Origin of the sequence: Herminiimonas sp. Marseille-P9896 (assembly GCF_903993245.1) — a bacterium.
In the GTDB taxonomy this organism is placed as follows: domain Bacteria; phylum Pseudomonadota; class Gammaproteobacteria; order Burkholderiales; family Burkholderiaceae_D; genus Oxalicibacterium; species Oxalicibacterium contaminans.
In genome coordinates, this window is record NZ_CAJEVT010000002.1 from 269,716 (window position 1) to 295,621 (window position 25,906).

At 54.7% G+C, this 25,906-nt stretch carries 22 protein-coding genes; 12 read left to right on the forward strand and 10 right to left on the reverse strand.

Features of this window, described 5'->3' with window-relative positions:
- Positions 1-88: 88 nt before the first annotated feature.
- Positions 89-958 (forward strand): formyltetrahydrofolate deformylase, encoded by an 870-nt coding sequence (gene purU / locus H7U06_RS06835; RefSeq protein WP_175626068.1) that lies wholly within the window; start codon positions 89-91, stop codon positions 956-958.
- 433 nt (positions 959-1,391) lie between these two features.
- On the opposite strand, the gene H7U06_RS06840 is transcribed toward purU, so the two are convergent.
- From H7U06_RS06840 to yjgA, 3 genes are read right to left on the reverse strand one after another with little or no spacing between them, the layout of a single operon-like run.
- Complete coding sequence (locus tag H7U06_RS06840) at positions 1,392-2,054, reverse strand: alpha/beta hydrolase (protein ID WP_175625427.1); 663 nt, start codon at positions 2,052-2,054, stop codon at positions 1,392-1,394.
- 36 nt (positions 2,055-2,090) lie between these two features.
- On the reverse strand, positions 2,091-2,705 hold the full coding sequence (gene mog / locus H7U06_RS06845) for a molybdopterin adenylyltransferase (protein WP_175625428.1): 615 nt from the start codon (positions 2,703-2,705) through the stop codon (positions 2,091-2,093).
- Positions 2,689-3,279, reverse strand: coding sequence for a ribosome biogenesis factor YjgA (yjgA, locus tag H7U06_RS06850; protein WP_175625429.1), 591 nt, complete (start codon positions 3,277-3,279; stop codon positions 2,689-2,691). The genes mog and yjgA overlap by 17 nt, the downstream gene beginning before the upstream one ends.
- Before the next feature lie 88 nt (positions 3,280-3,367).
- Between yjgA and pmbA the strand changes: the two genes are divergently transcribed.
- Together pmbA and H7U06_RS06860 are read left to right on the forward strand one after the other, a co-directional pair.
- Positions 3,368-4,732 (forward strand): metalloprotease PmbA, encoded by a 1,365-nt coding sequence (gene pmbA / locus H7U06_RS06855; protein ID WP_175625430.1) that lies wholly within the window; start codon positions 3,368-3,370, stop codon positions 4,730-4,732.
- Positions 4,733-4,911: 179 nt separating this feature from the next.
- Positions 4,912-5,991 (forward strand): TRAP transporter substrate-binding protein, encoded by a 1,080-nt coding sequence (locus H7U06_RS06860; protein WP_175625431.1) that lies wholly within the window; start codon positions 4,912-4,914, stop codon positions 5,989-5,991.
- Positions 5,992-6,220: 229 nt separating this feature from the next.
- Here the strand turns inward: H7U06_RS06860 and H7U06_RS06865 are convergent, their stop codons facing one another.
- The 3 genes from H7U06_RS06865 to argH all read right to left on the reverse strand — a co-directional run bounded on the left by H7U06_RS06865 (position 6,221) and on the right by argH (position 10,248).
- A complete protein-coding gene (locus H7U06_RS06865) occupies positions 6,221-7,912 on the reverse strand; it encodes a TRAP transporter large permease subunit (RefSeq protein ID WP_175625432.1) in 1,692 nt (563 codons plus the stop codon).
- A 15-nt stretch (positions 7,913-7,927) separates the two neighbouring features.
- Positions 7,928-8,512, reverse strand: coding sequence for a TRAP transporter small permease subunit (locus H7U06_RS06870; protein ID WP_175625433.1), 585 nt, complete (start codon positions 8,510-8,512; stop codon positions 7,928-7,930).
- Between the two features lie 341 nt (positions 8,513-8,853).
- On the reverse strand, positions 8,854-10,248 hold the full coding sequence (gene argH, locus H7U06_RS06875; RefSeq protein ID WP_175625434.1) for an argininosuccinate lyase: 1,395 nt from the start codon (positions 10,246-10,248) through the stop codon (positions 8,854-8,856).
- Positions 10,249-10,402: 154 nt separating this feature from the next.
- On the opposite strand from argH, the gene H7U06_RS06880 reads away from it, so the two are divergent.
- Together H7U06_RS06880 and H7U06_RS06885 are read left to right on the forward strand one after the other, a co-directional pair.
- Positions 10,403-11,374 carry a sensor histidine kinase gene (locus H7U06_RS06880; protein ID WP_175625435.1) on the forward strand — a complete coding sequence of 324 codons (972 nt, stop codon included), beginning with the start codon at positions 10,403-10,405 and terminating at the stop codon, positions 11,372-11,374.
- Positions 11,371-12,150: a LytTR family DNA-binding domain-containing protein gene (locus tag H7U06_RS06885; RefSeq protein WP_175625436.1), complete on the forward strand. Its 780-nt coding sequence runs from the start codon at positions 11,371-11,373 to the stop codon at positions 12,148-12,150. Before H7U06_RS06880 ends, H7U06_RS06885 begins: the two co-directional genes overlap by 4 nt.
- Before the next feature lie 66 nt (positions 12,151-12,216).
- Here the strand turns inward: H7U06_RS06885 and ppc are convergent, their stop codons facing one another.
- On the reverse strand, positions 12,217-15,072 hold the full coding sequence (gene ppc, locus H7U06_RS06890) for a phosphoenolpyruvate carboxylase (RefSeq protein ID WP_175625437.1): 2,856 nt from the start codon (positions 15,070-15,072) through the stop codon (positions 12,217-12,219).
- Between the two features lie 216 nt (positions 15,073-15,288).
- Between ppc and hemC the strand changes: the two genes are divergently transcribed.
- The 5 genes from hemC (at position 15,289) to ppa (ending at position 20,134) form a co-directional block, all read left to right on the forward strand.
- A complete protein-coding gene (gene hemC / locus H7U06_RS06895) occupies positions 15,289-16,242 on the forward strand; it encodes a hydroxymethylbilane synthase (protein ID WP_175625438.1) in 954 nt (317 codons plus the stop codon).
- The gene (locus tag H7U06_RS06900; RefSeq protein ID WP_175625439.1) at positions 16,235-17,005 is read left to right on the forward strand and encodes a uroporphyrinogen-III synthase; all 771 of its coding nucleotides are present in this window, start codon (positions 16,235-16,237) and stop codon (positions 17,003-17,005) included. The genes hemC and H7U06_RS06900 overlap by 8 nt, the downstream gene beginning before the upstream one ends.
- Positions 17,002-18,174 carry a uroporphyrinogen-III C-methyltransferase gene (locus H7U06_RS06905; protein WP_370458608.1) on the forward strand — a complete coding sequence of 391 codons (1,173 nt, stop codon included), beginning with the start codon at positions 17,002-17,004 and terminating at the stop codon, positions 18,172-18,174. Before H7U06_RS06900 ends, H7U06_RS06905 begins: the two co-directional genes overlap by 4 nt.
- A gap of 65 nt (positions 18,175-18,239) precedes the next feature.
- Positions 18,240-19,436, forward strand: a complete 1,197-nt coding sequence (locus H7U06_RS06910; RefSeq protein ID WP_175625441.1) for a heme biosynthesis protein HemY — start codon at positions 18,240-18,242, stop codon at positions 19,434-19,436.
- 158 nt (positions 19,437-19,594) lie between these two features.
- Entirely contained in the window at positions 19,595-20,134 is a 540-nt protein-coding gene (gene ppa / locus H7U06_RS06915) for an inorganic diphosphatase (RefSeq protein WP_175625442.1), read from the forward strand.
- Positions 20,135-20,508: 374 nt separating this feature from the next.
- Here the strand turns inward: ppa and H7U06_RS06920 are convergent, their stop codons facing one another.
- The 3 genes from H7U06_RS06920 to H7U06_RS06930 form a co-directional block, all read right to left on the reverse strand.
- Positions 20,509-21,387, reverse strand: coding sequence for an EamA family transporter (locus tag H7U06_RS06920; RefSeq protein WP_175625443.1), 879 nt, complete (start codon positions 21,385-21,387; stop codon positions 20,509-20,511).
- Positions 21,388-21,481: 94 nt separating this feature from the next.
- Positions 21,482-22,510, reverse strand: coding sequence for a serine/threonine-protein kinase (locus tag H7U06_RS06925; RefSeq protein ID WP_175625444.1), 1,029 nt, complete (start codon positions 22,508-22,510; stop codon positions 21,482-21,484).
- Between the two features lie 87 nt (positions 22,511-22,597).
- Positions 22,598-23,755, reverse strand: a complete 1,158-nt coding sequence (locus H7U06_RS06930; protein WP_175625445.1) for a GNAT family N-acetyltransferase — start codon at positions 23,753-23,755, stop codon at positions 22,598-22,600.
- Positions 23,756-23,845: 90 nt separating this feature from the next.
- On the opposite strand from H7U06_RS06930, the gene H7U06_RS06935 reads away from it, so the two are divergent.
- Both H7U06_RS06935 and H7U06_RS06940 read left to right on the forward strand, forming a co-directional pair.
- Positions 23,846-25,459 carry an NAD+ synthase gene (locus H7U06_RS06935; protein WP_175625446.1) on the forward strand — a complete coding sequence of 538 codons (1,614 nt, stop codon included), beginning with the start codon at positions 23,846-23,848 and terminating at the stop codon, positions 25,457-25,459.
- 85 nt (positions 25,460-25,544) lie between these two features.
- The gene (locus tag H7U06_RS06940; protein ID WP_124573628.1) at positions 25,545-25,883 is read left to right on the forward strand and encodes a P-II family nitrogen regulator; all 339 of its coding nucleotides are present in this window, start codon (positions 25,545-25,547) and stop codon (positions 25,881-25,883) included.
- The last annotated feature ends 23 nt before the right edge of the window (positions 25,884-25,906 follow it).

Sequence of the window (25,906 nt, forward strand, 5' to 3'; positions counted from 1 at the left end):
ATATTCGAATGGAATTTCTCCTGATTAACAAAGCCATGCGACAATAAAGCGCAACGCTTGAGCCGCAAGCGACTTCATTCAGGTAGCCATCATGCATCCGGAATACATACTCAATCTTTCCTGCATCGATCAGCGTGGTATTGTGCAACGCGTATCAGGTTTCCTCGCAGAGCATGGGTGCAACATCATAGAGTCGGCGCAGTTTGGTGATGCGCAATCACAACTCTTCTTCATGCGCGTCTATTTCGCGGCGGAAGATGCTTCCATCAATGATGAAGTCTTGCGCGCTGATTTCTCGGCGATGGCAGAGACCATGCAAATGACCTGGCAATTGCACGATGCGCAGAAGAAGCCGCGCGTGATGCTAATGGTTTCCAAGATTGGTCATTGCCTCAACGATTTGCTGTTCCGCTATAAAAGTGGTTTGTTGCCGGTAGACATTCCGGCCATCGTGTCGAATCACACAGACTTTTATCAACTCGCGGCCAGCTACAACATTCCGTTCCACCATCTGCCACTCGCACCCGGTGCTTCTGAAGAAGCCAAGCGTGCACAGGAAGAGCGCGTGCTGGAAATCGCGCGGAGTGCGGAAATTGATCTGGTGGTATTGGCGCGTTACATGCAGATACTGTCACCGCAAATGTGCCAGGCTTTGCAGGGACGGGCGATCAATATTCATCATTCCTTCCTGCCTAGTTTCAAGGGCGCCAAGCCGTACTATCAGGCGCATGAGCGTGGTGTGAAACTGATCGGTGCGACTGCGCACTTCGTTACGGGTGATCTGGATGAGGGGCCGATTATTGAGCAGGATGTGGAGCGCGTGGATCATGCCATGAATCCGGCGACTTTAACTGCGATAGGGCGGGATGTGGAGTGTGTGGTGTTGGCGCGGGCGGTTAAGTATTTTGTTGAGCATCGGATTTTGCTTAATGGGCATAAGACGGTGGTGTTTAAGTAGGTTTGGTTTCGTTGCTTTGTCGCTGATGTTTTTCTTTCTCCGTGGAGGTTGGGTTTGCCGGGAGTGGCCCGGCAGCCACTCACTTTCTTTGCTTCGCCAAAGAAAGTAAGCAAAGAAAGGCGACCACAGCGCCGCTGCCCCTGCGGGGTCCCCGTTTGTGCGGGACAAAAAATGGGAAGTGGGCGAAACTCGCTGCCCTTGCGTAACGGTATCCGCTTGCAAGCGGATACCGTTATGCAAGCGCGGAACAGTGTTCCGCGAATTCCCTGCTACACCTCAGACACACCCACTTCTTTTTCCATTTTCTGTCCCGCACAAACGGCATCGTCACAGTGGACTCACAACCACAGCCTCTTAGTTTTAGCCGAGGCGGTCTTAAATTGGCAATAAAAAAGCACGCATATAGCGTGCTTTTTTATTTGTTCCCTGGCGTTTATTTCAATACACGTTTCAGGAAGTTAGAGATGTCATCCAACTGCGGTCCGCAAACCGAGTGTGGCATGTTGTACTCATGCCAGTCCACGTCATATCCCAGCGCTTGCAACAAGCTCAGCGAACGCTGTGCACGGGTGATAGGGATGACCTGATCACCACGACCATGACCGTAGTAGATAGGGATGTCTTTGTTGGCTTCGCTACGTTCAGCTTCTACTGTCGAGTCGATAGGTACGTAACCGGACAGGCACAGCAGGCCGCCCAGGCGTTCCGGATAGCGCAGGCCGACCTGGAAGGTCATTGCGCAACCTTGCGAGAAGCCAGCGATGAGGATTTTGTTGGCGGCGATGCCGCGTGCTTTTTCGCGTTCGATCAGTTCGTTGATCGAAACCTGCGATGCACGCAGACCGGCCTCATCTTCTTCGCGACCAAATTCAGTAACGACCACGTCATACCAAGCTGGCATTTCGCGGAAGCCGTTGACGGTGACCGGGATTTCCGGTGCGTGCGGGAAGACGAAACGGATGCCAGGCAGGCCGCTCAGGTCGAGTTCTCTGACGATAGGAACAAAGTCGTTGCCGTCGGCGCCTAGGCCATGCATCCAGATGATGGAAACGGTTGGGTTGGGTGCGGTTTCAAGTTCGACGGTTTCTAAGGTCATGATGATGGTGAGTAAAAATTACAGTAAGTTAAAAAATTATTTGGCTGGTCGGATCGCGTGTTTCGGACGCCAGGCTTTGCAGACGGCTTCGTTGGTTTCGATGTACGGGCCGCCCATCAGGTCTATGCAGTACGGTACGGCTGCGAAGATACCGCCTACGATTTGCTTGCCGTCGGCATCCTTCAAACCTTCCAGCGTTTCCTTGATCGATTTCGGCTGGCCCGGCAGGTTCATGATGAGTGCTGCGTGCTCTGCGGTTTCCCGGATGACGGTGACCTGGCGCGAGAGGATGGCGGTCGGTACGAAGTGCAGGCTGATCTGGCGCATTTGTTCGCCGAAACCTGGCATTTCCTTGGTGCCGACAGCGATGGTCGCTTCCGGTGTGACGTCGCGACGGGCCGGACCGGTGCCACCAGTGGTGATGACGAGGTCGCAGCGTTCGATGTCGACCAGTTCGATCAGCGCTTTTTCAATCGCCGATTGTTCGTCCGGGATCAAACGGGTTTCTACTTTCCATTCACTGGTCAGCGCCGAGGTGAACCAGGCTTGCAGTGCAGGGATGCCTTCATCCTGATATACGCCGCTGGAGGCGCGGTCAGATACTGATACCAGACCGATTTTCAATTCATCCGGGTTAGTCTTCTTCGACATCGTCTTCTTCGTCCGTAGTAGATGTGGCAGCGGCGGCTGCCTGCAGTTGCTTGAGGATCTGGAAAATTTCGCGATAAGCCTTAGGCGGTTTGTTCTCGGCCTGTTCTTTGCGCGCATTGCGTATCAGGGTGCGCAGATGCTGGCCATCCAGTTCTGGATTGTCCGCCAGCAACTGTGTCAGTACCTTGTCATCTGTCAACAATTTGTCGCGTTTGCGTTCGATCGCGTGCAGGGCGGCGGTTTCCGATTTGGATGCGCCTTTCCAGCTATCCAGCATTTTCTGGATGGCGGCGATTTCGTCCGGCTCCAGCGAGCGCATTTTTTTACCGACATACTGTGTCTGGCGACGGCGACCTTCGTGGTCTTTGATGAGCTGGCATTCGAGGATGGCGTCACGTACGTCTTCCGGCATAGGCACGCGTTTGACGCGGTCGCGCGGTTCGGCGATGAGCTCTTCACCGAGCTTTTGCAAGGCCGTCATCTGGCGCTTTAACTCGGATTTTGATGGGCGTTCGTATTCCTGTTCGAATTCGCTCGACTGGAACCCGCAGGAGCCTCGGTTGGGATTTGGCATGATCTGATTTGATAAGGCTAGCAGCCATTCTGTAAACGACTGCTATGATAACTGTTTTATAGGTATTTCCGAAGAAAACGACCCCCTCATGAGCGAATCAGTGTTTATACATAGTCAAGATCAGTTAAAGCAATTGGCGCAGGATGTACTGCGTTATGCGAAGGAAAAAGGCGCTTCTGATGCGGCCGTAGAGATCAATGAGGGCAGCGGTCTGTCGGTTTCGGTGCGCAAGGGCGGCGTCGAGACGATAGAACAGAATAAAGACAAAGGCATGGGCGTCACCATTTACCTCGGTGAAGATGGCCATATACGACGCGGCAATGCCAGCACTTCCGACTTTTCCCAGCAGGCGCTGAAGGATACGGTCGAGGCAGCATACAACATCGCCCGCTTTACCGCAGAAGATGATTGCGCCGGTTTGCCGGACGCCGACATGCTGGAGCGTAATCCGCGCGATTTGCAGCTGTGCTATCCATGGCTGATTTCCAGTGAGGAAGCGGTCGAGCTGGCCAAGCGTGGCGAAGCAGCCGCGTTTGCAGTCGACAAACGCATTACGAATAGCGAAGGTGCCAGCGTCTATGCGCAGCAATCGCATTTTGTCTCGGCCAACTCGCGCGGCTTCATTGGTGGCTATCCGTATTCGCGTCATACGATTTCTGTCGCACCTATCGCCGGCAAGGGCAGCAATATGCAGCGCGACGACTGGTATTCGTCGATGCGCGATCCGAACAAGCTGGCCAAGCCGGAAGCGGTGGGTCAGTACGCGGCGCAACGTGCACTGGCACGCCTGAACGCACGCAAGCTGGATACACGTAAATGCCCGGTCCTGTTTGAAGCGCCGCTGGCAGCAGGCTTGCTGGGTGCCTTTGTGCAGGCCGTCTCCGGCGGTGCCTTGTACCGCAAGTCAACCTTCCTGCTGGATTCCCTCGGCAAAGCTGCATTTGCACCGCATGTACAGATTGTCGAAGATCCGCATGTGATAGGTGGCGTTGGCTCGTCGCCATTTGATGAAGAGGGTGTGAAGACTCACCGTCGTGATGTCGTCAAGGACGGTATCGTGCAGGGTTATTTCCTCTCGACTTATTCGGCGCGCAAACTCGGCATGCAAACCACAGGTAATGCCGGTGGCTCGCATAACCTGTCCATGACTTCTACCTTGACCAAAGCGACCGATGATTTCAAGGCGATGCTGAAGAAGCTCGATACCGGTTTGCTGGTCACTGAACTGATGGGCCAGGGTGTCAATTATGTGACCGGTGATTACTCGCGTGGCGCGTCCGGTTTCTGGGTCGAGAAAGGTGTCATCCAGTATCCGGTAGAAGAGATCACGATTGCTGGAAATATGAAGGATATCTTCATGCAGGTGGTTGCGATTGGTGCTGATACTTTGGTGCGCGGAACCAAACAAACGGGTTCGGTGTTGATAGAAAATATGGTGGTTGCAGGTGGTTAATACTGCGTTTTCAGTGTATGGTTATACCAGTTGTTTATCGCGTAAAGCATGAAGATTATTACTACTTCGGGCAACTTACGTCACCCTTACAACTGATAATTTGTATGAGATTTAACGGCTGATTTTATCGGCAAGAAAATTTCAAATAGCTGTTGTCGTTAACCACTCCAGGAGACAAAATGGAACGTCGTTCATTCCTTAAGAAAGCAGCAGTCGGCGCTACCGCAGGTGCGGTTGCCGTGCCTTCTTTCGCACAAACCAACCCGACGATTAACTGGCGTCTGGCTTCCAGCTTCCCTAAATCGCTAGACACGATTTATGGCGCAGCGGATGTATTTACCAAACGTGTTGCGCAACTGACCGATGGTAAATTCAACATTCGTCCATTCGCAGGCGGCGAGATTGTTCCGGCTTTGCAAGTGATGGATGCAGTTCAGGCTGGTACCGTTGAAATCGGTCATTCGGCTTCGTACTACTACTTCGGTAAAGATCCTACATTCGCATTCGACGCTGTTGTTCCATTCGGCCTGACCTCGCGTCAGCAAACCGCTTGGTTCGACCAGGGCGGCGGTCGTCAACTGACCCGTGAATTCTTCAAAGACTACGGCATCGTCAACTTCCTGGGCGGTAACACCGGTACCCAGATGGGTGGCTGGTTCCGTAAGGAAATCAAGGAAGTTAAAGACCTGCAAGGCCTGAAAATGCGTATCGGCGGTTTCGCTGGTCGCGTGATGCAACGCCTCGGCCTGGTGCCACAACAGATTGCTGGTGGTGATATCTACCCAGCGCTGGAAAAAGGCACCATCGATGCAGCAGAATGGATCGGTCCATACGACGATGAAAAACTCGGCTTCAACAAAGTCGCGCCGTTCTACTACACACCAGGCTGGTGGGAACCTAGCCTGCAACTCTCGTTCTACATCGGTATCAAGGAATGGGAAAAACTGCCTAAGGCATACCAGGCTGCAGTAGAAGCTGCTTCCTACGAAGCGCACGTCGTCATGCAAGCGGAATACGATGCACGTAATCCAGCTGCACTGGCACGTTTGCTCAAGAACGGCGTCAAGCTGCGTCAATTCTCCAAACCGATCATGGAAGCTTGCTACAAGGCTGCCGTTGAAACGATGGATGAAGAAGCAGCGAAAAATGCCAAGTTCAAGAAGATCTACGAACCATGGAAACGCTTCCGCCAAGATCAGAACCAATGGTTCTCGGTCGCTGAAGTGCCTATCCAGAACTTCATGATCGGCCGTAAGTAATCCTTACAGCTTCATCAAAACCCGCAGCCTGTGCTGCGGGTTTTTTTATGTCCGAGAACTTCGTGGCGTAGCAGGTTATCCATGCTTAAAGGGGCGGGGTGGGACTGTGCCACTGGCGTTGCTGCAATCAGATCTTGCTGCACAAGCGACGGAAGCGGCTTGTTTGCAGATGTTGCGGGCAAAAAAAATCCCGCACTGTAGGTGCGGGATTTTTGTCGGGAGGCCAGTCTTACTTCTTGGCTGGCTCTTCCGTTGAGAAGTTCAGTTGCGGTGCTTCATCGTCGGTGCTGGCAGGTTTGTCGCTGCTGTTCTCCGTAGCATCGTCATTGCCGTAGTCCACGCTGTTATCACCCATATCGATCTTCAACTCGATTTTTTCATGCATATCGGTTTTGGAATCGACCGAGATCAGTTTCGGGAAGGCGATGATCAGCGTCACCATGATGACCTGGATCAGCACGAATGGTACCGAGCCCCAGTAAATATCCGAGGTCTTGACCTCTTTGGGCGCGACCGACCTTAAATAGAACAGGGCGAAGCCGAAAGGTGGATGCATGAACGAAGTCTGCATGTTCACGCTCAGCAGTACGCCGAACCAGATCAGGTCGATGCCCATTTTTTCTGCGACCGGGCCGACCAGTGGTACCAGGATGAAGGCCAGTTCGAAGAAGTCCAGGAAGAAGGCCAGACCGAAGAACAGGATGTTGACCACGATCAGGAAGCCGGCAGTACCACCTGGCAACGAGGTCAGCAGGTGTTCTACCCACAGATCGCCATTGACGCCGCGGAAGATCAGGCCGAACACGCTGGAGCCGATCAGGATGAACATGACAAAGCAGGACAGGCGTGAGGTTGAATTCATCGCTTGCTTGAGCAAGTCCCACGACAGGCGGCGATTCATGATAGCCAGCACCATCGCACCAAAGGCGCCCATACCGCCGCCTTCAGTAGGTGTGGCGATACCGACGAAAATGGTACCCAGCACCAGGAAGATCAAGGCGAGTGGCGGAACCAGTACGAAGACCACCTGTTCAGCGATTTTCGACAGCATGCCCAGTTTCATCTTGCGATTGATGTAGGCAATCAGGAAGGCAGTGGCAATGCTCAATGTCGCGGCGTAAATGAGGCCCTCATCGGCATGCAACTTTGGGTTGGAGGCTAACAGGATTTTTTCGAGTACGAAGCAGGCTGCCACAGTTCCGACGATCAGGATCAGCAGGGAGATGACACCACTGGAGCCATCAGGTTGGCGCAGGTTGCGTGCTTCCGCTGGCAAGGCAGGTACCCATTTCGGTCGCAGGATAGAGATGATCAGGATGTAACCGGCATACATGGCTGTCAGCATCAGGCCAGGGAAAAAAGCTGCCTGGTACATATCGCCTACGGAACGACCCAATTGGTCGGCCATCACGATCAGCACCAGCGACGGCGGAATGATTTGCGCCAAGGTGCCTGACGCAGCAATTACACCAGTAGCAATTTTCTTGTCATAGCCATAGCGCAACATCACCGGCAGCGAGATCAGGCCCATCGAAATCACGGACGCTGCAACCACACCGGTAGTTGCTGCCAGCAGGGCGCCAACGAAAATAACCGCGTACGCCACACCACCACGCAAAGGACCAAACAACTGGCCGATGGTATCGAGCAAGTCTTCTGCCATCCCTGATCGTTCGAGGATCAGACCCATGAAGGTAAAGAATGGAATCGCCAGCAAGGTATCGTTCGCCATGATGCCGAAGATACGGTTAGGCAAGGCTTGCAGCAGTTCTGGTTTGAGCAGGCCCAGTTCGATACCGAGCAAGCCAAAGAACAGGCCGTTGGCGGCGAGCGCAAAAGCAACCGGGAAACCTGATAGCAGGAATACCACGAGTGCGCCGAACATGATCGGCGCCATATTCGCAATGAGAAATTCAGTCATGTTTATTCCTGGCGATCAGTTAAGTTTATTTGCAGCTTTGATCGCCGCAATTTCTTCTTCGGGTGTGGCAACCTGTTTTTCAAAGGCGCTGGCAGGGACCAGACCTTTCAGGTAGCCGATCCGTTTGATGATTTCTGATGTGCCTTGGAGTGCCAGTAATACGAAGCCGACAGGGATCAGCAATTTCGCAGGCCAGACGATCAGACCGCCGGCATTGCTCGAGACTTCCTGGCTTTCGATCGAAATCCATGCATACGGTACCGAGTAGTACAGGATCAGCAAGGTTGCTGGCATCAGGAACAGCAGGAAGCCGAGCAAATCGATCCAGACTTGGGTACGTTTGGAGAAACGGCCAACGACAACGTCGATGCGCACATGTTCATTGCGACGCAGCGTGTACGAAGTGGCCAACAAAAAGATCGCACCAAATAAATACCACTGAATTTCAAGCCAGCCGTTAGAGCTGATATTGAATATGTAGCGCATGACGGCATTGCCGGTACAGATGAGGACAGCGAGCAATAGAGCCCAGCTGATACCTTGGCCTATTTTTTCATTGAGGGCATCAATGAATCGCGATAGCGATAGCAAAAAAGACATTATTTTTGTCTCCAGATTGATTTTGAATGAAGCACGTGCGCATGCCCCTGTTTATTAACGCCTGCGAAGATGCTTTTTATTGCCATGTGAGTATAAGCCATATCAATTGACGCCCTTGTTAGAAAAGCGTTTTTTGATGCGTACACACATATCCCATTTTCACAAGGCAGCACGATACAGAGCCTAGCTGACACGAACATTACTAAGGTCAGGAAAAAGGCAGTTTTTCAGAGGGAACTGGAGAATTAAAACCCTTGTTTGAAGTGGGGATTTACAGCTTGCTGCAATAGTGGATGCAGAAATGAAACGGGCATGCAGAGTTGCATGCCCGGAATAGCGTTTTAGCTCAGGCGTGCACGGTGCCGTGCGATTGCCAGGCGCACTTGCTGGGGAGCGGTGCCGCCGACGTGATTACGTGCTGCGACCGAACCTTCCAGTGTCAGTACTTCAAAGATGTCGGCTTCGATCAGCGACGAGAAGACACGCATTTCTTCCAGTGTCAGGTCGCTCAGGTCGCAGCCTCGGTCTACACAGGCACGTACTGCATGTGCCACAGCTTCATGCGCATCACGGAACGGCAGGCCTTTTTTCACCAGGTAATCGGCCAGGTCGGTTGCGGTGGCATAACCTTGCAACGCGGCATCGCGCATCGCTTCAGGTTTGACAGTGATGCCGGTTGCCATGTCAGCAAAGATGCGCAGCGTATCGACCACGGTATCGACGGTGTCGAATAGCGGTTCCTTGTCTTCCTGGTTGTCCTTGTTGTAGGCCAGCGGCTGGCCTTTCATCAAGGTCAGCAGGGCGATCAGGTGACCGTTGACGCGACCGGTCTTGCCGCGTGCCAGTTCAGGGACGTCCGGGTTTTTCTTTTGCGGCATGATGGACGAGCCGGTGCAGAAGCGATCAGCGATATCGATGAAGCCGACGCGCGGGCTCATCCAGATCACCAGTTCTTCCGACATGCGCGAGACGTGCGTCATGATCAGTGCTGCGGCGGCGCAGAATTCAATCGCGAAGTCGCGATCCGAAACTGCATCCAGCGAGTTGTGGCAAACGTCTTCAAAATCCAGTGTGCGCGCAACGCGTTCACGGTCGATAGGGAAGGTGGTGCCAGCCAGTGCAGCGGCGCCCAGCGGCAGGCGATTAACGCGCTTGCGGCAATCCAGCATGCGTTCGGCATCACGGCTGAACATTTCAACATAAGCCAGCATGTGGTGACCGAAGGTGATCGGTTGTGCCACTTGCATGTGGGTGAAGCCAGGCAGGATGGTATCGGCGTGTTTTTCAGCCAGGTCCAGCAGTGCCAGGCGCAGGTCGCGCAGCAAACCGACGATATTGTCGATTTCGCTACGTACATACAGACGGATGTCGGTCGCGACCTGGTCATTGCGTGAACGGCCGGTGTGCAAACGTTTACCAGCGTCACCAACCAGCTCGGTCAGGCGTTTTTCGATATTCAGGTGGACGTCTTCCAGATCCAGCAGCCATTCAAACTTGCCGGCAGCGATTTCTTCCTGGATCTGTGCCATGCCGCGCTGGATTTCAGCGTGGTCTTGCTGGCTGATGATGTTTTGGTGTGCCAGCATCTCTGCATGGGCCAGCGAACCCTGGATATCTACCTGAGCCAGACGCTTGTCGAAAAATACAGAAGCAGTGTAACGTTTGACCAGATCGGAAACCGGTTCGTTGAAGCGTGCCGACCAGGCCTCGCTCTTTTTGGAGAGTTGTGCTGTCATAATTGGGTCCTAATGAATACGCGATTATAGAACAAGCGCACCCCGCAGTCCCACTCTAGCCCTGATAAATCCTTCAACCATGCCGCCATCGCCAGATTCCGCGCCCGTCTCCCCGCTGGAAATCGTGATCCCAGACTGTTGCAATATCGGCATCATGGTCAGATCCTTGCTGGTCGTCAACGGCGTGGTGCTGGTGGTAATGCTGATCAATGCCTCATCGATACAGGCGGGTTTGCTGGCTTTTGGTGAAGCATCGATGTTGCTGGAGCTGGCCAGCCTGACTTCCTTGTTCGCCTTGTGCGGCCTGCGCCGCCTGGTACGTTCCATCCCGCCGTGGGGCCAGCGCCTGGCCTGCGCACTGGTGCCGGGCGCGATTACCGGCCTGATCATCCATTACCTGTTGAATGACGATTTGATGCTGACCAACCTGAGTCGTTTGTCAGCACCGGAAGGTTTTGTCTGTGCGGCTTTGTTCGGCATCGGCCTGCAGCATTATTTTGAATTGCGTACACGGGCTTTTTCCCCGGCACTGGCGGAAGCACGCCTGCAGGCTTTGCAGGCACGGATACGGCCGCATTTCCTGTTCAATAGCCTGAATGCCGTGCTGTCGCTGATACGCACCGAGCCGCGTCGTGCCGAAAGCACGCTGGAAGATATGGCCGATCTGTTTCGCGTCCTCATGCGCGATGCGCGCGATATCACGACGCTGGGCAATGAAGTTCGTATCGGCATGCAATACCTGTCGATAGAAAAGATACGCCTGGGCGAACGCTTGCAGGTGCAATGGGATACCGATGGTATTTCCGGTGACACGCTGCAAAGGGCGAAGACGCCTGCCTTGCTGCTGCAACCCTTGTTGGAAAATGCCGTGCATTACGGCGTCGAACCTTCACCCGAAACCGCGCTGATCAGGATTGCGATCAGCCGCGTGCGCGACCGTATAGAAATCGTGATGACGAATCCGTATCATGCTGATGTGGAGTCGACCGGCAATCACATGGCACTGGATAACATCCGTGAACGCTTGACGCTCTTATACGATATGGAGGCGCAATTGACGACGCAAGTAGTGGATGGGCAATTTGAAGTGCGCCTCTACCTGCCTTACCAAAAGGCCGGTGCATGACGCCGCGCATCCTGATCGTTGATGACGAAGCACCAGCGCGGGCGCGCCTGGCGACTTTGCTGGCTGATATTGCGGCTGAATGCCCGCATGAGCTGGTGGGCGAGGCGGCGCAGGTGCAGCAGGCGCTGGATAGCATCGCCACGCTGGCGCCAGACATCGTGCTGCTGGATGTACAGATGCCCGGCATGACGGGCATAGAATTAGCAGCACATCTAGCACAGGCAGGGCAGCCGGGCCCAGCGGTGATCTTCGTCACTGCATTTGATGAATATGCGTTGAAGGCATTCGAAGTGCATGCGCTCGATTATTTGCTCAAGCCGGTGCGTGCATCGCGTCTGGCCGATGCAATCAGGCGCGTCAGCGGTTTGCAGCAGAAACAAAAATTGAGTGAAGTGGCGAGCACTTTGCAAAGCCCGCGCAAGAATTTCTCGGTGCAGGAGCGGGGGCGTTTGTTATTGGTGCCGGTGGCCCATGTGCTGTACCTGAAGGCAGAAGCCAAGTACGTGACCCTGCGCACACGTGAGCGTGAGTATTTGCTGGAAGGTTCGCTGTCGGCGCTGGAGCAGGAATTTGCGGCGCAGTTTATACGTGTGCATCGCAATGCTTTGGTGGCACGCGAGGCCATCATAGGCGTCGAGCGCGGTGCGCAACTGGTGGATGCTGATAATGAAACCGATAAGGCGCAGGAGTCGTGGCAAGTCATCCTCCATCATATCGATGACCGCCTGCCGATTTCACGGCGACAATGGGCCGGGGTCAAGGCGCTGGTGCGCTGAGTTCTAAATAACAGACGTAAAAAAGGGAAGCAAATCTGCTTCCCTTTTTTGTTGGCTGGCTGAGTCTTAGCCGGTGTTGCGCAGACCTGCTGCAATACCGTTGATCGACAGATGGATGCCGCGACGGACACGGTCATCTACCTTGCCATCGCGCATCGCGGCACGGTGACGTTTGATCAGTTCGACCTGCAAGTGATTCAGCGGATCGAGGTAGGCAAAGCGGTTCTTGATCGAACGTGCCAGCAATGGGTTGTTCGCCAGACGCTCTTTCTTGCCGGTGATCAGGGTCAGGCAAGTCGAGGTACGTTCATGTTCCGCCACGATGCGTTTGAAAATGCTGTTGCGCAGTTTGCGGTCCACCACCATTTCCGAGTAACGCGATGCGACGGCCAGATCGGTCTTCGACAGTACCATGTCCATATTCGACAGCAGGGTCACGAAGAAAGGCCATTCCTTGAACATGGCGCGCAAGGTTGCCACGCGTTTGGCTTTGTTGTCGCCTTGCTCCAGCCATTGTTCTACTGCGCTGCCAAAGCCGTACCAGCCTGGCAACAGCAAGCGGCATTGACCCCATGAGAAGCCCCATGGAATCGCGCGCAAATCTTCGATACGACGAGTCGCTTTACGCGAAGCAGGGCGCGAACCGATATTGAGTTCGGCGATTTCTGCAATCGGTGTGGCCGAGAAGAAGTAATCGGTGAAGCCCGGTGTTTCGTACACCAGGTTGCGATAGCCTTTGTAGGCCAGCTCAGACAACTCGGCCATCACGCTTTCAAACTCGGCGAGTTTCTTCGCCGATTTGCGATCTGCCGGTGGTGGCGTCAGGCTGGCTTCCAGCGTAGCGGCGACCAGCAAGGCGAGGTTGCGACGACCAATTTCCGGGTTGGAGAATTTGGATGCAATGATTTCGCCCTGTTCGGTCAGACGGATCTGGCCGTTCACGGTGCCTGGTGGCTGCGCCAGGATCGCTTCGTAGCTTGGACCGCCGCCGCGACCTACGGTGCCGCCGCGACCATGGAACAGGCGCAGTTTGACGCCGGCACGATTGAAAACATTTACCAGCTCAGTTTCTGCCTTGTACAGTTCCCAGTTCGAGGTGAGGAAACCACCATCTTTATTCGAGTCGGAGTAGCCGAGCATGACTTCCTGCAGGTGCCCCTGCTTGGCGATCAGGCGACGCACTTTAGGAATCGCCATGACTTGTTCCATGATGGTTGCGGCGAGGCGCAAATCAGGAATGGTTTCAAACAACGGTATCACCATCAACTCAACTTCGCCTACCGATGCAGCATCGGTGTCTGGGCGCAGCAAGCCGGTTTCACGTTGCAGCAACAGGACTTCCAGCAAGTCGGATACGGTTTCCGTATGCGAGATGATGTAGTTGCGGATCGCGCGCGAGCCGTAACGTTGACGGATGTGATGCGCGGCACGCAGGATGTTGAGTTCGGAATTGGTTTCGTCCGAGTAGTCGATGTACGGCGAGTAGAGCAGGCGTGGCTTGTCGAGCTCGGTCAGCAGCAATTCGACTTTCTTTTGTTCCGGCAAGTCGGCATACGAAGTTTCGACTTCGGCACGTTTGAACAACTCGCCCAGTACACGCTCGTGTACATCCGAGCTTTGACGCATATCCAGTGTCGCCAGGTGGAAGCCGAAGATTTCTGCAGCGCGCAGCAACGGCGCCAGGCGTGGCTTGATCAGCACGGTGCCATGACGCTCCTTGAGCGAATCGACCAGCAATTGCAGGTCGGCCGAGAATTCGACGGCGCTTTCATAAGGTGCGCCTGGGCCGACTTCCTTGCGCAGGATGTTGGTTGCGCCATGTGCGCGTGCGGTGGCTGCCAGGCGTGCATAGATACCGATCAGGGCACGACGATATTGTTCATCGGCACGGTGTTCGGACGTGTCCGGCGATTTGTCGGCCAGCGCCTGTACTTCCGGGCTGACGCCAGCAAGGAAGGTCGAGACTGGCAGTTCTGCGCCCAATGCGTGCACTTCTTCCAGATAGAACTCCAGAATGGTAGTCGATTGACGTGCCAAAGCGAGTTGCATGGTGCCAGCGTTGACATTCGGATTGCCGTCGCGGTCGCCGCCGATCCAGCTACCCATCTGCACATAGGAGTGCAGGTCGCGCTTGGTATTCGCGCTGCTGGCGCGTTGCGGGAATTGTTCGGCGATTTCTTCTTCGATGTCTTCGTACAGCGCTGGCAATTCGCGCAGGAAGGTAATGCGGTAGTAGGACAGGGCGTTATTGATTTCGTCTTCCACCGACAATTTCGAATAACGCAGCAAGCGGGTTTGCCACAAGGTGGTGACCAGTGCGCGCAGCAGTTCAGTATTGGCGGCGCGTTCCTTCGCGGTCATCGGCAGGTCGCGTGCTGCCAGCAGGCGGGCGATGTCGTGTTCTGCGTCGAGGATACTCTTGCGTTGTACTTCGGTCGGGTGCGCGGTCAGGACCGGCGAGATCAGCGCGTCCTTGAAGAACTTGCGCACGGTGGTGCCGTTGACACCTGCATTCGCCAGTTTTTCCAGTGCGTAGGAAACGCTGCCTTCCTGCGCTGCCGAACCTGCCAACAGGTGTGCACGGCGACGGCGGTTGTGATGCTGGTCTTCGGCGATATTCGCCAGATGCGAGAAGTAAGAGAATGCGCGCACCACGGAAATGGTTTGTTCGCGGGTCAGCTTCTTCAGCAATTTATTCAGGTCCGTACCAGCCTGCACGTCGGCTTCACGACGGAAGCGCACAGCGGTCTGGCGGATGGTTTCGACTACTTCAAATACTGCATCACCTTCCTGGTCACGCAAGACGTCGCCCAATATTCGGCCAAGTAAGCGAATATCTTCTTTGAGTGGTGCGTCCTTGTTGGTTGCCTTATCGGCAGATGGAGAGCTCACGCGAGGCGGGGTTGTCGGTTGTTTTGCCATATTGAAAAAATGCAGTCAGCTTGTTCAGAGTGAGAAGGATGGAGTAATGCGGCGTCTTCTACGAGGGTACATGCTAAAATTTCAAGGAACTCATGATGCAACAATCTGCGAGGTCATCGATACTGTGATGACTTCGAAAGCATATCGAACTTGTTGAAAACAAAGAAGAATTCAGCAAATTTGGCCGCCCCTGACAGAAAATCGAAAGAAGCCGTGTTGAAATTTCCGCCCCCGAAAAAACTAGTCATTGCCTCGCGCGAAAGTCGTCTGGCCATGTGGCAAGCCGAGCATGTCCGCGAAAAACTAGCCATATTATATCCGCAGTGTTCGATAGAGATTCTCGGGATGACAACTCGAGGTGATCAAATTCTCGATCGTACCCTTTCCAAAGTCGGCGGCAAAGGCTTGTTCGTCAAGGAATTGGAAGTAGCGATCGCTGAACAACGAGCGGATATCGCCGTGCATTCGCTGAAGGACGTGGCGATGACCCTGCCGGACGGATTTGAGCTGGCGGCTGTCCTCGAACGCGAAGACCCGCGTGACGCCTTCGTCTCCAACGAGTTTGAATCGCTGGAAGCCTTGCCTGCCGGTGCCATCGTCGGCACCAGCAGCCTGCGTCGCCAGGCGCTGATCGCCGCGCGCTATCCGCAATTGGTGATACGCCCGTTGCGCGGCAACCTGGATCGCCGCCTCGGCAAGCTCGACGCTGGCGAATATGCCGCCATCATCCTGGCTGCAGCCGGTCTCAAGCGCCTCGGCCTGGCGCAGCGTATCCGTTCCTACCTGCCGCCGGAGCAAAGCCTGCCTGCGCCTGGGCAAGGTGCGATGGCGATAGAAATCCTCTCCGAACGTGCTGACCTGAAGGAATGGCTGGCACCGTTGAACCACACGGCAACTGCATTGGCGGTGACCGCCGAACGCACCGTATCGCGTAATTTTGGCGGGAGCTGCCAGATTCCGCTGGCGGCTTTTGCCACCATAGATGGTGCTGACATGCGTTTACGCGCCATCATCGCGACGCCGGACGGCTCGAAAATCGCCAGCGCTGATCTCAGCGCTGCGGCGAACGAACCAGAAGCGCTGGGACGTCAGATCGCGGACGCCCTGAAGCAGCAGGATGCGGCTGCGATCCTGGATTTGTGTAAAACGGACGCGGACGGGGATGTCTGAGTTTGTAGTAATTACACGCCCCCTGGCGCAAGCCGACGTGCTGGCGCAACGTGTGACCGCATTGGGGCGCAAGGCAGTGATTTTTCCGTTGCTGGAAATCCTGCCGCTGGATGATCAGCAGCCTTTGCGTGCAGCCTTGCGCGAGCTTGATCGTTACGCACTGATTGCCTTCGTCAGCCCGAACGCTATCGATGCGGCTTTTGCGGCCCGACCCGACTGGCCCTGGCACATTCCGCTAGCGGTAGTGGGCGAGGGCAGTCGCATGGCTTTGCTACGCCATGGCGCGACTGAGGCCAAGGCCACCATCATCAGCCCGACCGATCTGGATCGTACCGACTCGCAGACTTTACTGGCTGAACTTGACCTGCCAGCGCTACGCGGCAAACAGGTTTTGATCATACGAGGTGAGACCGGACGCGAATTATTGGGCGATACCTTGCGCGCCGCAGGCATAGGCGTGACGCCGCTTGCAGCCTATAGACGGGTCGCGCCGGAATTGAATAGTGCAAGATGTGGCGAACTCAAGCATCTATTAAGTTGTCAGAATGACTGGATCGTAACCAGTTCGGAAGGTTTGCGTTTCCTGACGGAGATGGTTGCCCAACTTGATGAAGCAGGGAGCGTCGCAAAAATGCAACAACAAAGAATATTCGTATCTCACGTTCGCATCGCAGAAACCGCGCAGTTGCTGGGTTTCTCCAATATCACGCTAACCAGATCAGGCGACGACGGGCTGTTAGCCGCGTTACAATCTTGCTCATGACCGATATGCCAACATCTCCCGAATCTACGCCGCCAGCAACTCCTGCTGCGGCGCCATCCAACGGTGTGCCGCCGAGCCCGCCGCCTGCGTCATCAACCAAAAGTAATGCCTCCGGCAAGCAGGGCCTGATATATGCAGCCCTGGTGGCTTTGGCCGCCCTGGTGGGTGTGCAATGGTGGATGTCGCATAAAGAACTTTCCACGGTGCGTACCGAAGTAGCGCGCCGTATCCAGAGTGGCGATGCCATCAATACCGAAACCAAGGTCATTGTGAAATCGGCACAGGAAACCATCACCGAATTGCAAGCCAAGGTGAATGTACTCGAAGGTAAGCAGGTTGAAGCCCAAAGCCAGCAACTGGCACTGGAACAGCTGTATCAGGATCTGTTCAAGAAGCGTGAAGACTGGGCCCTGGCAGAAATCGAACAAGTACTGTCGACCGCCAGTCAGCAGTTGCAACTGGCAGGTAATGTACAAGGTGCATTAATCGCCTTGCAAAATGCAGATGCGCGTTTGTCGCGTGCGGACACACCGCAATTCGTCAATGTACGGCGCGCGATCGGACACGACATCGCACGCCTGAAAGCCCTGCCTAGCCTGGACTTGACCGGTATCGCATTGCGCCTGGATAGCGTCATCAGCCAGATCGATAGCATGCCTTTGCTGGCCGATGAAAAACCGGCACAGCCAGCCAGCGAACCGAAGAATCGTCCGGTAGCAGCCAAAGCGCCAGTTAAAAATGCCAAGGCAGGTGCTGCTGCACCTGCGCCTGAACCGGCTGCTGATGACTGGTGGCCAACCGCCAAAGCCAAATGGGACAGCCTGAGCAGCGAAGTGTGGGGCGATATCCAGCAACTGATACGCGTACGCAGTGTCGATACTTCAGACGCTTTGCTGTTGTCACCGACCCAGGCCTACTACGCGCGTGAAAACCTCAAGCTGCGTTTGCTCAATGCGCGTCTGGCACTGTTATCGCGCAATGAAGTCGCTTTCCGTAGCGACATGATCGCGTCGCAGGATGCCATCAGCAAATACTTCGATACACGCGCTAAACAAACACAAACTGTACAAGCGATGCTCAAGCAAGTGCAGTCGAGCAATCTGGCGATCGAGATGCCGACCCTGGCCGAAAGCCTGAATGCAGTTCGTAATTACAAAGCCAAGCCTTGATGCCGGGCGCAAGCCTGGTTTCATCGTCAGCTTTAAAACAACAATGATGGCCTACCGTTTTTAATATGCGCATATTCCTCTGGCTTCTCGTTCTGTTTGCCACTGCCATCGGACTGGCGGTGCTGGCACGCTTCAACGCCGGTAACGTGGTGTTCTTCTACCCGCCGTACCGTGTCGACCTGTCGCTGAATTTCTTTATCTTGCTGTCCGTCCTGCTGTTCTTCCTGATCTATGCGGTGCTGAAGACGGTACGTGTCGCGCAAAAAATGCCAGGCAAGGTCGCGGCTTATCGTCGTGACAAACTGGAACGCAAGGGCAATCTGGCTTTGCGTGAATCGCTGAAAGCATACTTTGAAGGTCGTTTCGGTCATGCTGAAAAAGCAGCGATGCGCGCCACCGACTCCCCGGACAATGCAGGCCTGGCTGCGCTGATCGCAGCGCGTGCTGCACACCGTATGCAGCAAACCGAGCGTCGCGACACCTGGCTGGCGACAGTAGAAGAAGATCAAAGCCTGAAGACAGCGCGTTTGATGACCGCCATCGAATTGCTGGTCGATGAACGTCAGCCGGAACTGGCGCTCGATGTAGTCAAGGAACTCAACGCCAACGGCACCCGCCACATTCACGCCTTGCGTATGGCATTGAAGGCCAACCAACGCGCGAACAATTGGCCTGAAGTCTTGCGCCTGGTGCGTACACTGGACAAAAACAACGCCTTGCATCCGGCCTTGTCGAGCCGCTTGCGCGAGCTGGCGTATCAGGATTTGCTGAAGAACCCATCCAACGACGCTGAATCCTTGCGCAACATCTGGTGGGCGATTCCTGCTGATGACCGTACCAAGGCTTACGTCGCGATGCATGGCGCGAATGCATTCAATCAGCGCGGTTTGCATGACGATGCACGTGCGATTATTGAAAAATCGATGGCGCTGGAATGGGATGAGCGTTTGCTGCGTCCGTATCGTGCTTCGGCGGCAGGCGAGGGTTCACCGGCCTTGCTGGCGCAAATCGAACGTTGCGAAGAATGGACCAAAATACATCCGACCGACCCTGAACTGGCATTGACGCTGGGTACCCTGTGCCTGCGCCAAAACCTGTGGGGCAAAGCGCAACGTCATCTGGAACAAGCGTTATCAGATGCAAACGGCGCGCGCATGTTGCAGGAAGTACATTTGAAACTGGCGCAATTGCATGAAGCGCTGGGTCATGAAGAAGAAGCTGCGTCGCACTACCGCCAATGCGCGGTGGCGACCATACTGTAAATTTGCTGCAGTGGCAGGTGCACCAGGTGGCACCTGCCGGTATCTCCGCCAGGCAACATTTCCGCTGATTTCATCCGTAATACCACCGCAAGAAAAATACTGAAAGCCGCTATAATTCAGGGTTTGCAGCACTGTTCCCCACTTTTGAGAAAACAAATATGAGTCTGAATCACGTCCCAGCCGGCAAAGATCTGCCGAACGACTTCAACGTCATTATCGAAATCCCAATGAACGCCGATCCGGTCAAGTATGAAGTTGACAAGGAGTCGGGCGCGATGTTCGTCGACCGTTTCATGAGTACCGCGATGCACTATCCGTGCAACTACGGTTACATTCCACAAACCTTGTCGGACGACGGTGACCCGGTTGACGTATTGGTGATCACACCATTCCCGCTGTACCCAGGCGTAGTCGTACGCTGCCGCGCAATCGGCATGTTGAAAATGACTGACGAAGCTGGCGGCGATGCAAAATTGCTGGCAGTACCTATCGACAAAATCCTGCCTATCTACAGCCACTGGCAAAAACCAGAAGACATCAACGACCTGCGTTTGCAACAAATCCAGCACTTCTTTGAACACTACAAAGATCTGGAAAAAGGCAAATGGGTGAAGGTTGATGGCTGGGTTGGTCCAGACGAAGCCAAAGCCGAAATCATGTCGGGTGTTGAGAGCTACAAGAAGAGCGCTGGCAAGTAATTGCAGGTGATTCAAAAAAAGCACGCTATATGCGTGCTTTTTTATTGCTTGCCTGGTTTCGTATTTTTGATGCTGATGGTGTTTGCTCTTCGTGGAGAGCGGGGTTGCCGGGGGTGGCCCGGCGGCCACTCACTTTCTTTGCTTCGCCAAAGAAAGTAAGCAAAGAAAGGCGACCACGGCGCCGCTGCCCCTGCGGGGTCCCCGTTTGTGCGGAACAAAAAATGGGAAGTGGGCGAAACTCGCTACGCTCAGACACACCCACTTCTTTTTCCATTTTCTGCCCCGCACAAACGGCATCGTCACAGTGGAATTACGAGCACAGCCTTTATTAGTCGCTGGAGCCATGCTGAGTAAACTGAACTGGCAGTTTTACCTCAAATAATCCCGCGTCGCTCCAGCCATTTCTGTCCAAACTGATTAAACGCCAATCCTCCCAATACCAGTCCGCAAGCAGCAAATTTCCACCACTGCAAAGCCTCGTCCAGTATCAGCGCGGCACACGCCATCCCGATGATAGGGACCAGCAGAGTAAACGGTGCAACCGTAGCGGCAGGGTATTTACGCATCAACACTGCCCATGCGCCAAAGGCAAACATGGTATTCGGATAGGCCTGATAGAGAACCGTGGCAAAGGCGCGCCAGTTCATGTTGTGCGCAGCTGTCACCCAGCCTTGGGTACCTTCCATCAGCAACGACGCAATCAGCAATGGCGGCAGTGAAATGAGCGAGCCCCAGATCATTAAGGCCAAGGGATTTACCTTGCCGATTTTCTTGGTGACGATGTTGCCGCTGGCCCAGCACATGCTGGCGATGATGACCAGCATGAAGCCTATCAGGGTCGCCTTGCTTTCCAGTTTATAGGCCACCAGCGCCATGCCGCAGAAGGAGATGAGGGCGCCAACCAGTTGCGTGATGCGTGGACGTTCACCGACGAACAGGATGGCCAGTGCGATGGTGAAGAATACTTGCAGCTGCATGACGAGCGAAGCCAGGCCGGATGTCAGCCCGAGCTGCATGCCAGTGAACAGGAAGGTGAATTGCAGTGCGAACTGAAACAGGCCGAAGGCGCACAACAGGTGCCATGGAATCGCCGGTCGCTTGATGAAGAAGGCCATCGGCAAAGCAGCGAAGGCGAAGCGTAGTACGGTGAGTGCAATCGGTGACAGGTCTTGCAAACCGATTTTGATGACAACGAAGTTGAGGCCCCAGATGCTGACTATTCCAAGTGCTAGCAGGATATCGGTGGGACTCATGAGAAATACAGCTTTCTAAACATGAGATTTTAATACGATTCCGCTTTGTCGGCAGGACGCTGCCCGGAAGCGTCGGGTAGCGTGTTGTCAGTCGTTAGCCCTGCCAGAAGGTATAGGCGATAACTACCAGCGCGACCAGGCCACCACATATAGGCCAGAACAGCCGTGATTGTTGCAACGGCAAGGATTCGACGTTGGTTTCTATATCTTCGAGCTTGGCTTTGCGACCGTTTTCACGGCGGGTGCGGGCGACGAAACGCTTGATGTCTAGCGCCATGTCCTGCGCATTTTGATAACGCTTGTCGGCTTTTTTACTCATCGCCTTCATGACGATTTTCGATAGTGCCAAAGGCGCACTGATTTCGACCTTGTGCGGTTCTGCAGGAGCTTTGAACGCGATCTGGTGCAGCAGTTTTTCGGTATCGCTGGCCTGGAACGGTTTGCGGCCGGTCAGCATTTCATACATGACAGCGCCCAGCGAATAGATGTCGGTGCGGGCATCGACAGTCAGGCCCATCGCCTGTTCCGGCGACATGTAGTTGGGGGTGCCGAGGATGTTGTCGTGGAATAGCGTGTAGGGTTCTTCGCTCTTGTTCAACTGATCAGCGACGCGGTTCGGCGCGCGTGCGATGCCGAAGTCGACGACCTTGGGTTGCAGGTCGCGGCTGAGGAAGATGTTGGCCGGTTTGATGTCGCGATGTACGACGCCGTTCTTGTGTGCGTGATCCAGCGCATCGGCGATTTTCCAGCTAATGGATGCGACTTCGCTGGCGCTGAACAGGTGACCACCGTCCAGCATTTTATTCAGTTCGCGACCCTGCAGGTATTCCATCGCGATGTAGGTCGCGTCGCCTTCGCTGGACGCTTCGTAAATCGTGACGATGTTGGCATGGGCCAGGCGTCCGGCGGCACGCGCTTCATTGATGAAGTGCTGTTCGTGCTGCTTTTTCTCTACCAGCGATAGTTTGCTGCGGAAGGTTTTGATGGCGACGTCGCGATCTATGATGGGATCGTGCGCCAGATAGACCACACCGATGGAACCGCGTCCGAGTTCATGTTTGATCGCGAAGCGACCGACACGTATTAAGCGGGTTTGGGTGCTGCCGTTGGGAAGGGAATTCATCGTGCAGCTAGCATGCCCTGTGCCGTCAGCGCTGGCAAGGGCAGGCAGTGAAAAAGTTTCCGTGAATCAACGTATATTTGACAATATTTAACGTTTAAATGGGTTTCGCTCGTTCAATTCGTCGATATACGAGTCTATGCCGCCGCTTTCGCGTTTCAGGAAGTCTTCGATTGCATCTGAAAACACCGGATGCGCGAGCCAGTGCGCGGACCAGGTTTTTTGCGGCAGGAAGCCACGCGCCATTTTGTGTTCACCTTGCGCACCACCTTCAAAGCAAGCCTTGCCGGTGGCGATGCAGAACTCCAGCGGCTGGTAATAAGCCGTTTCAAAGTGCAGGCAATCGATATGCTGCAGCGCGCCCCAGTAACGGCCGTAAACGGTTTGTTCGTCGTGTATCAGCAGCGATGAGGCGATAGGGACGCCATCCTTTTCTGCCACGATGAGCAGGATGTTGTGCGGCATGTCGGCACCTATACGCTGGAAGAAGTCCAGGTTCAGGTAAGGCGTCGAATGATGCATCGCATAGGTGCGGTCGTAGCAGCGCTTGAAAAAACCCCAGTCGTCGGTGCTCGCTTCGTGTCCGGAAATATGGCGAAAGCTGACGCCTGCTTCCTGTACCTTGCGTCGTTCGGCGCGTATATTTTTGCGCTTCTTGCGCTCCAGGGTCTCCAGGAATTCTTCAAAATTGCGATAGCCGGCATTGAGCCAGTGGAATTGCACGCCACTACGCAGCATGAAGCCCGCTTCGTGCAATTGCTCCGCCTGCTCCGCTGGCGGATAGAGGATGTGGGTCGACGAGAATGAATTGTTTTCCTGCACATTGCTGATGGCAGCAATCAGGGCCGCCCGGGCTTCGCCGTCGCGTGCCAGCAGGCGGCTGCCGGTAACAGGCGTGAACGGAATGGCGGACAGCAGTTTGGGATAGTATTGCAGGCCGTTGCGCTCATAGGCATCAGCCCAGGCCCAGTCAAATACATACTCGCCATACGAGTGTCCCTTGGCATACAGCGGCAGGGCGGCGGCCAGTTCCTGCTCGTGCCAGAGCGTCAGGAATTGCGGTTGCCAGCCGGATTTGACCGAGGCGGAGCCGCTTTCATGCAGGGCATCAAGAAAAGCATAGGAAAGGAAGGGATTGGCCTCGGGCTGTAGTTGTACCAGTGCATCCCAGGCGTTTTGACCGATTTCTGACAGAGAAGAAACGATACGCGTGCGATAATTAACAGATTGATTAACAGGTTCACTCACTTTGATTCAACTTTATCCTAGCGTTTAGTTGCTTCAGTTTTCTTGATCAGCCAGTTTTTGAGTTTTACTCAGTTTTTATAAATTCACGCCATGACAGTCAAAGTAGCCATCGCGCAAATCAATAGTACCGTCGGCGATCTCGCCGGTAACCGTGCCAAGATTGCCGAATTCTCCCGCCGCGCCGCTGAGCAGGGTGCCGACATCGTATTGACACCAGAGTTGTCGCTGGTCGGTTATCCGCCGGAAGACTTATTGCTGCGCCAGTCATTCTACGCAAAAAGCTCGGAAGCGTTGCTTGCCCTTGCAAGCGATCTCGCTCCGTTGCACGGCTTGCATGTAATCGTCGGTCATCCGTTCGAACAGGACGGCCTGCGCTACAACGCTGCGTCGGTGCTGCTGAATGGTCAGATCGCTGCTACTTACTGCAAACATGATTTGCCGAATGCAACCGTGTTCGATGAAAAACGTTATTTCACTTCGGTCGATGAACCGCTGGTGTTTGAAGTGAAGGGTGTGCGTTTCGGTATCAATATCTGCGAAGACACCTGGTTCCCGCATGCACCTGCACGCGCAGCCGAAGCGGGTGCACAAGTATTGCTGGTACCGAACGGTTCGCCGTTTCACATGAATAAGCAGCATCTGCGTGTCGACGTGATGCATGCAAATGTGACTCAGCATGGCATGAGCCTGGTGTACGCGAATCTGGTCGGTGGCCAGGATGAATTGATTTTCGACGGCAATTCCTTTGTGCTGGATCAGGCAGGCGAGATACGTGCGCAATTGCAGCACTGCGTCGAAGATTTGCAGATTATCGAATTCCAGGGTGGACAACCGGTCGACGGCACCATCGTCGAAGAGTTGTCGGTCGAAGCGCAGGTGTATAAGGCGCTGGTGCTGGGCGTACGCGATTACATAGGCAAGAACGGCTTCCCGGGCGCGCTGATCGGTATGTCGGGTGGCGTGGATTCGGCGCTGACACTGGCGATAGCGGTAGATGCGCTGGGCGCAGACAAGGTGCGCACGATCATGATGCCGTCACCTTATACGGCCGAGATTTCCTGGGTAGATTCGCGCGACATGGTCAAGCGCGTCGGTGTGCGCTACGACGAAATCGGTATTAACGACTGTTTCGAAGCATTCAATCGCACGCTGGCCGAGGAATTCAAAGGCCTGAAGCTGGATACCACCGAAGAAAACATCCAGGCGCGCATACGCGGCACCATCCTGATGGCGCTGTCGAACAAGTATGGCTCTATCGTCCTGACGACCGGTAACAAGAGTGAAATGGCGGTCGGCTATTGCACGCTGTACGGTGATATGGCGGGCGGCTTTGCGGTGCTCAAGGATATTGCGAAAACGCTGGTGTATCGCCTGTGCACCTACCGCAACTCGGTATCGGACGTGATCCCGGAGCGTATCCTGACGCGTGCGCCGTCGGCTGAATTGCGTCCGGACCAGACTGACCAGGATTCGCTGCCGCCGTACGACATATTGGACGGCATCATGCAAATGTATATGGAAGAGAACCAGAGCGGTGCCGAGATCATCGCTGCCGGTTATCGCCAGGAAGACGTGGCGCGTATCACCCATTTGATCAAAATCAATGAGTACAAACGGCGTCAGTCGCCAGTCGGTATTCGCGTCACACATCGTGCTTTCGGACGTGACTGGCGGTATCCGATTACATCCAAATTCCGCGAATGATGGCAAAATAAACGAAAGTTTTCCGCCGGATGCATCTGCCCGGCGTAGACTTATGCAAGTGCACTAATTAACTGAGGGAGTACTGATGAAACAAGTAACCGCAATTATCAAGCCATTCAAACTGGACGAAGTGCGTGAAGCACTGGCCGAAGTGGGCGTTACCGGCTTGACCGTGACTGAAGTAAAGGGTTTTGGCCGTCAAAAAGGTCATACCGAGCTGTATCGCGGCGCGGAATACGTAGTCGACTTCCTGCCTAAGGTCAAAGTGGAAGCGGTGGTGGACGACTCCGGTGTAGAGCAAGCCGTGGACGCGATCATCAAGGCCGCACGTACCGGCAAGATCGGCGACGGCAAGATTTTCGTACAGGCGGTAGAACAGGTAATCCGTATTCGTACCGGTGAAACCGGCGCGGAAGCGGTTTAAGACTTACTTCAACTGCATGCAAG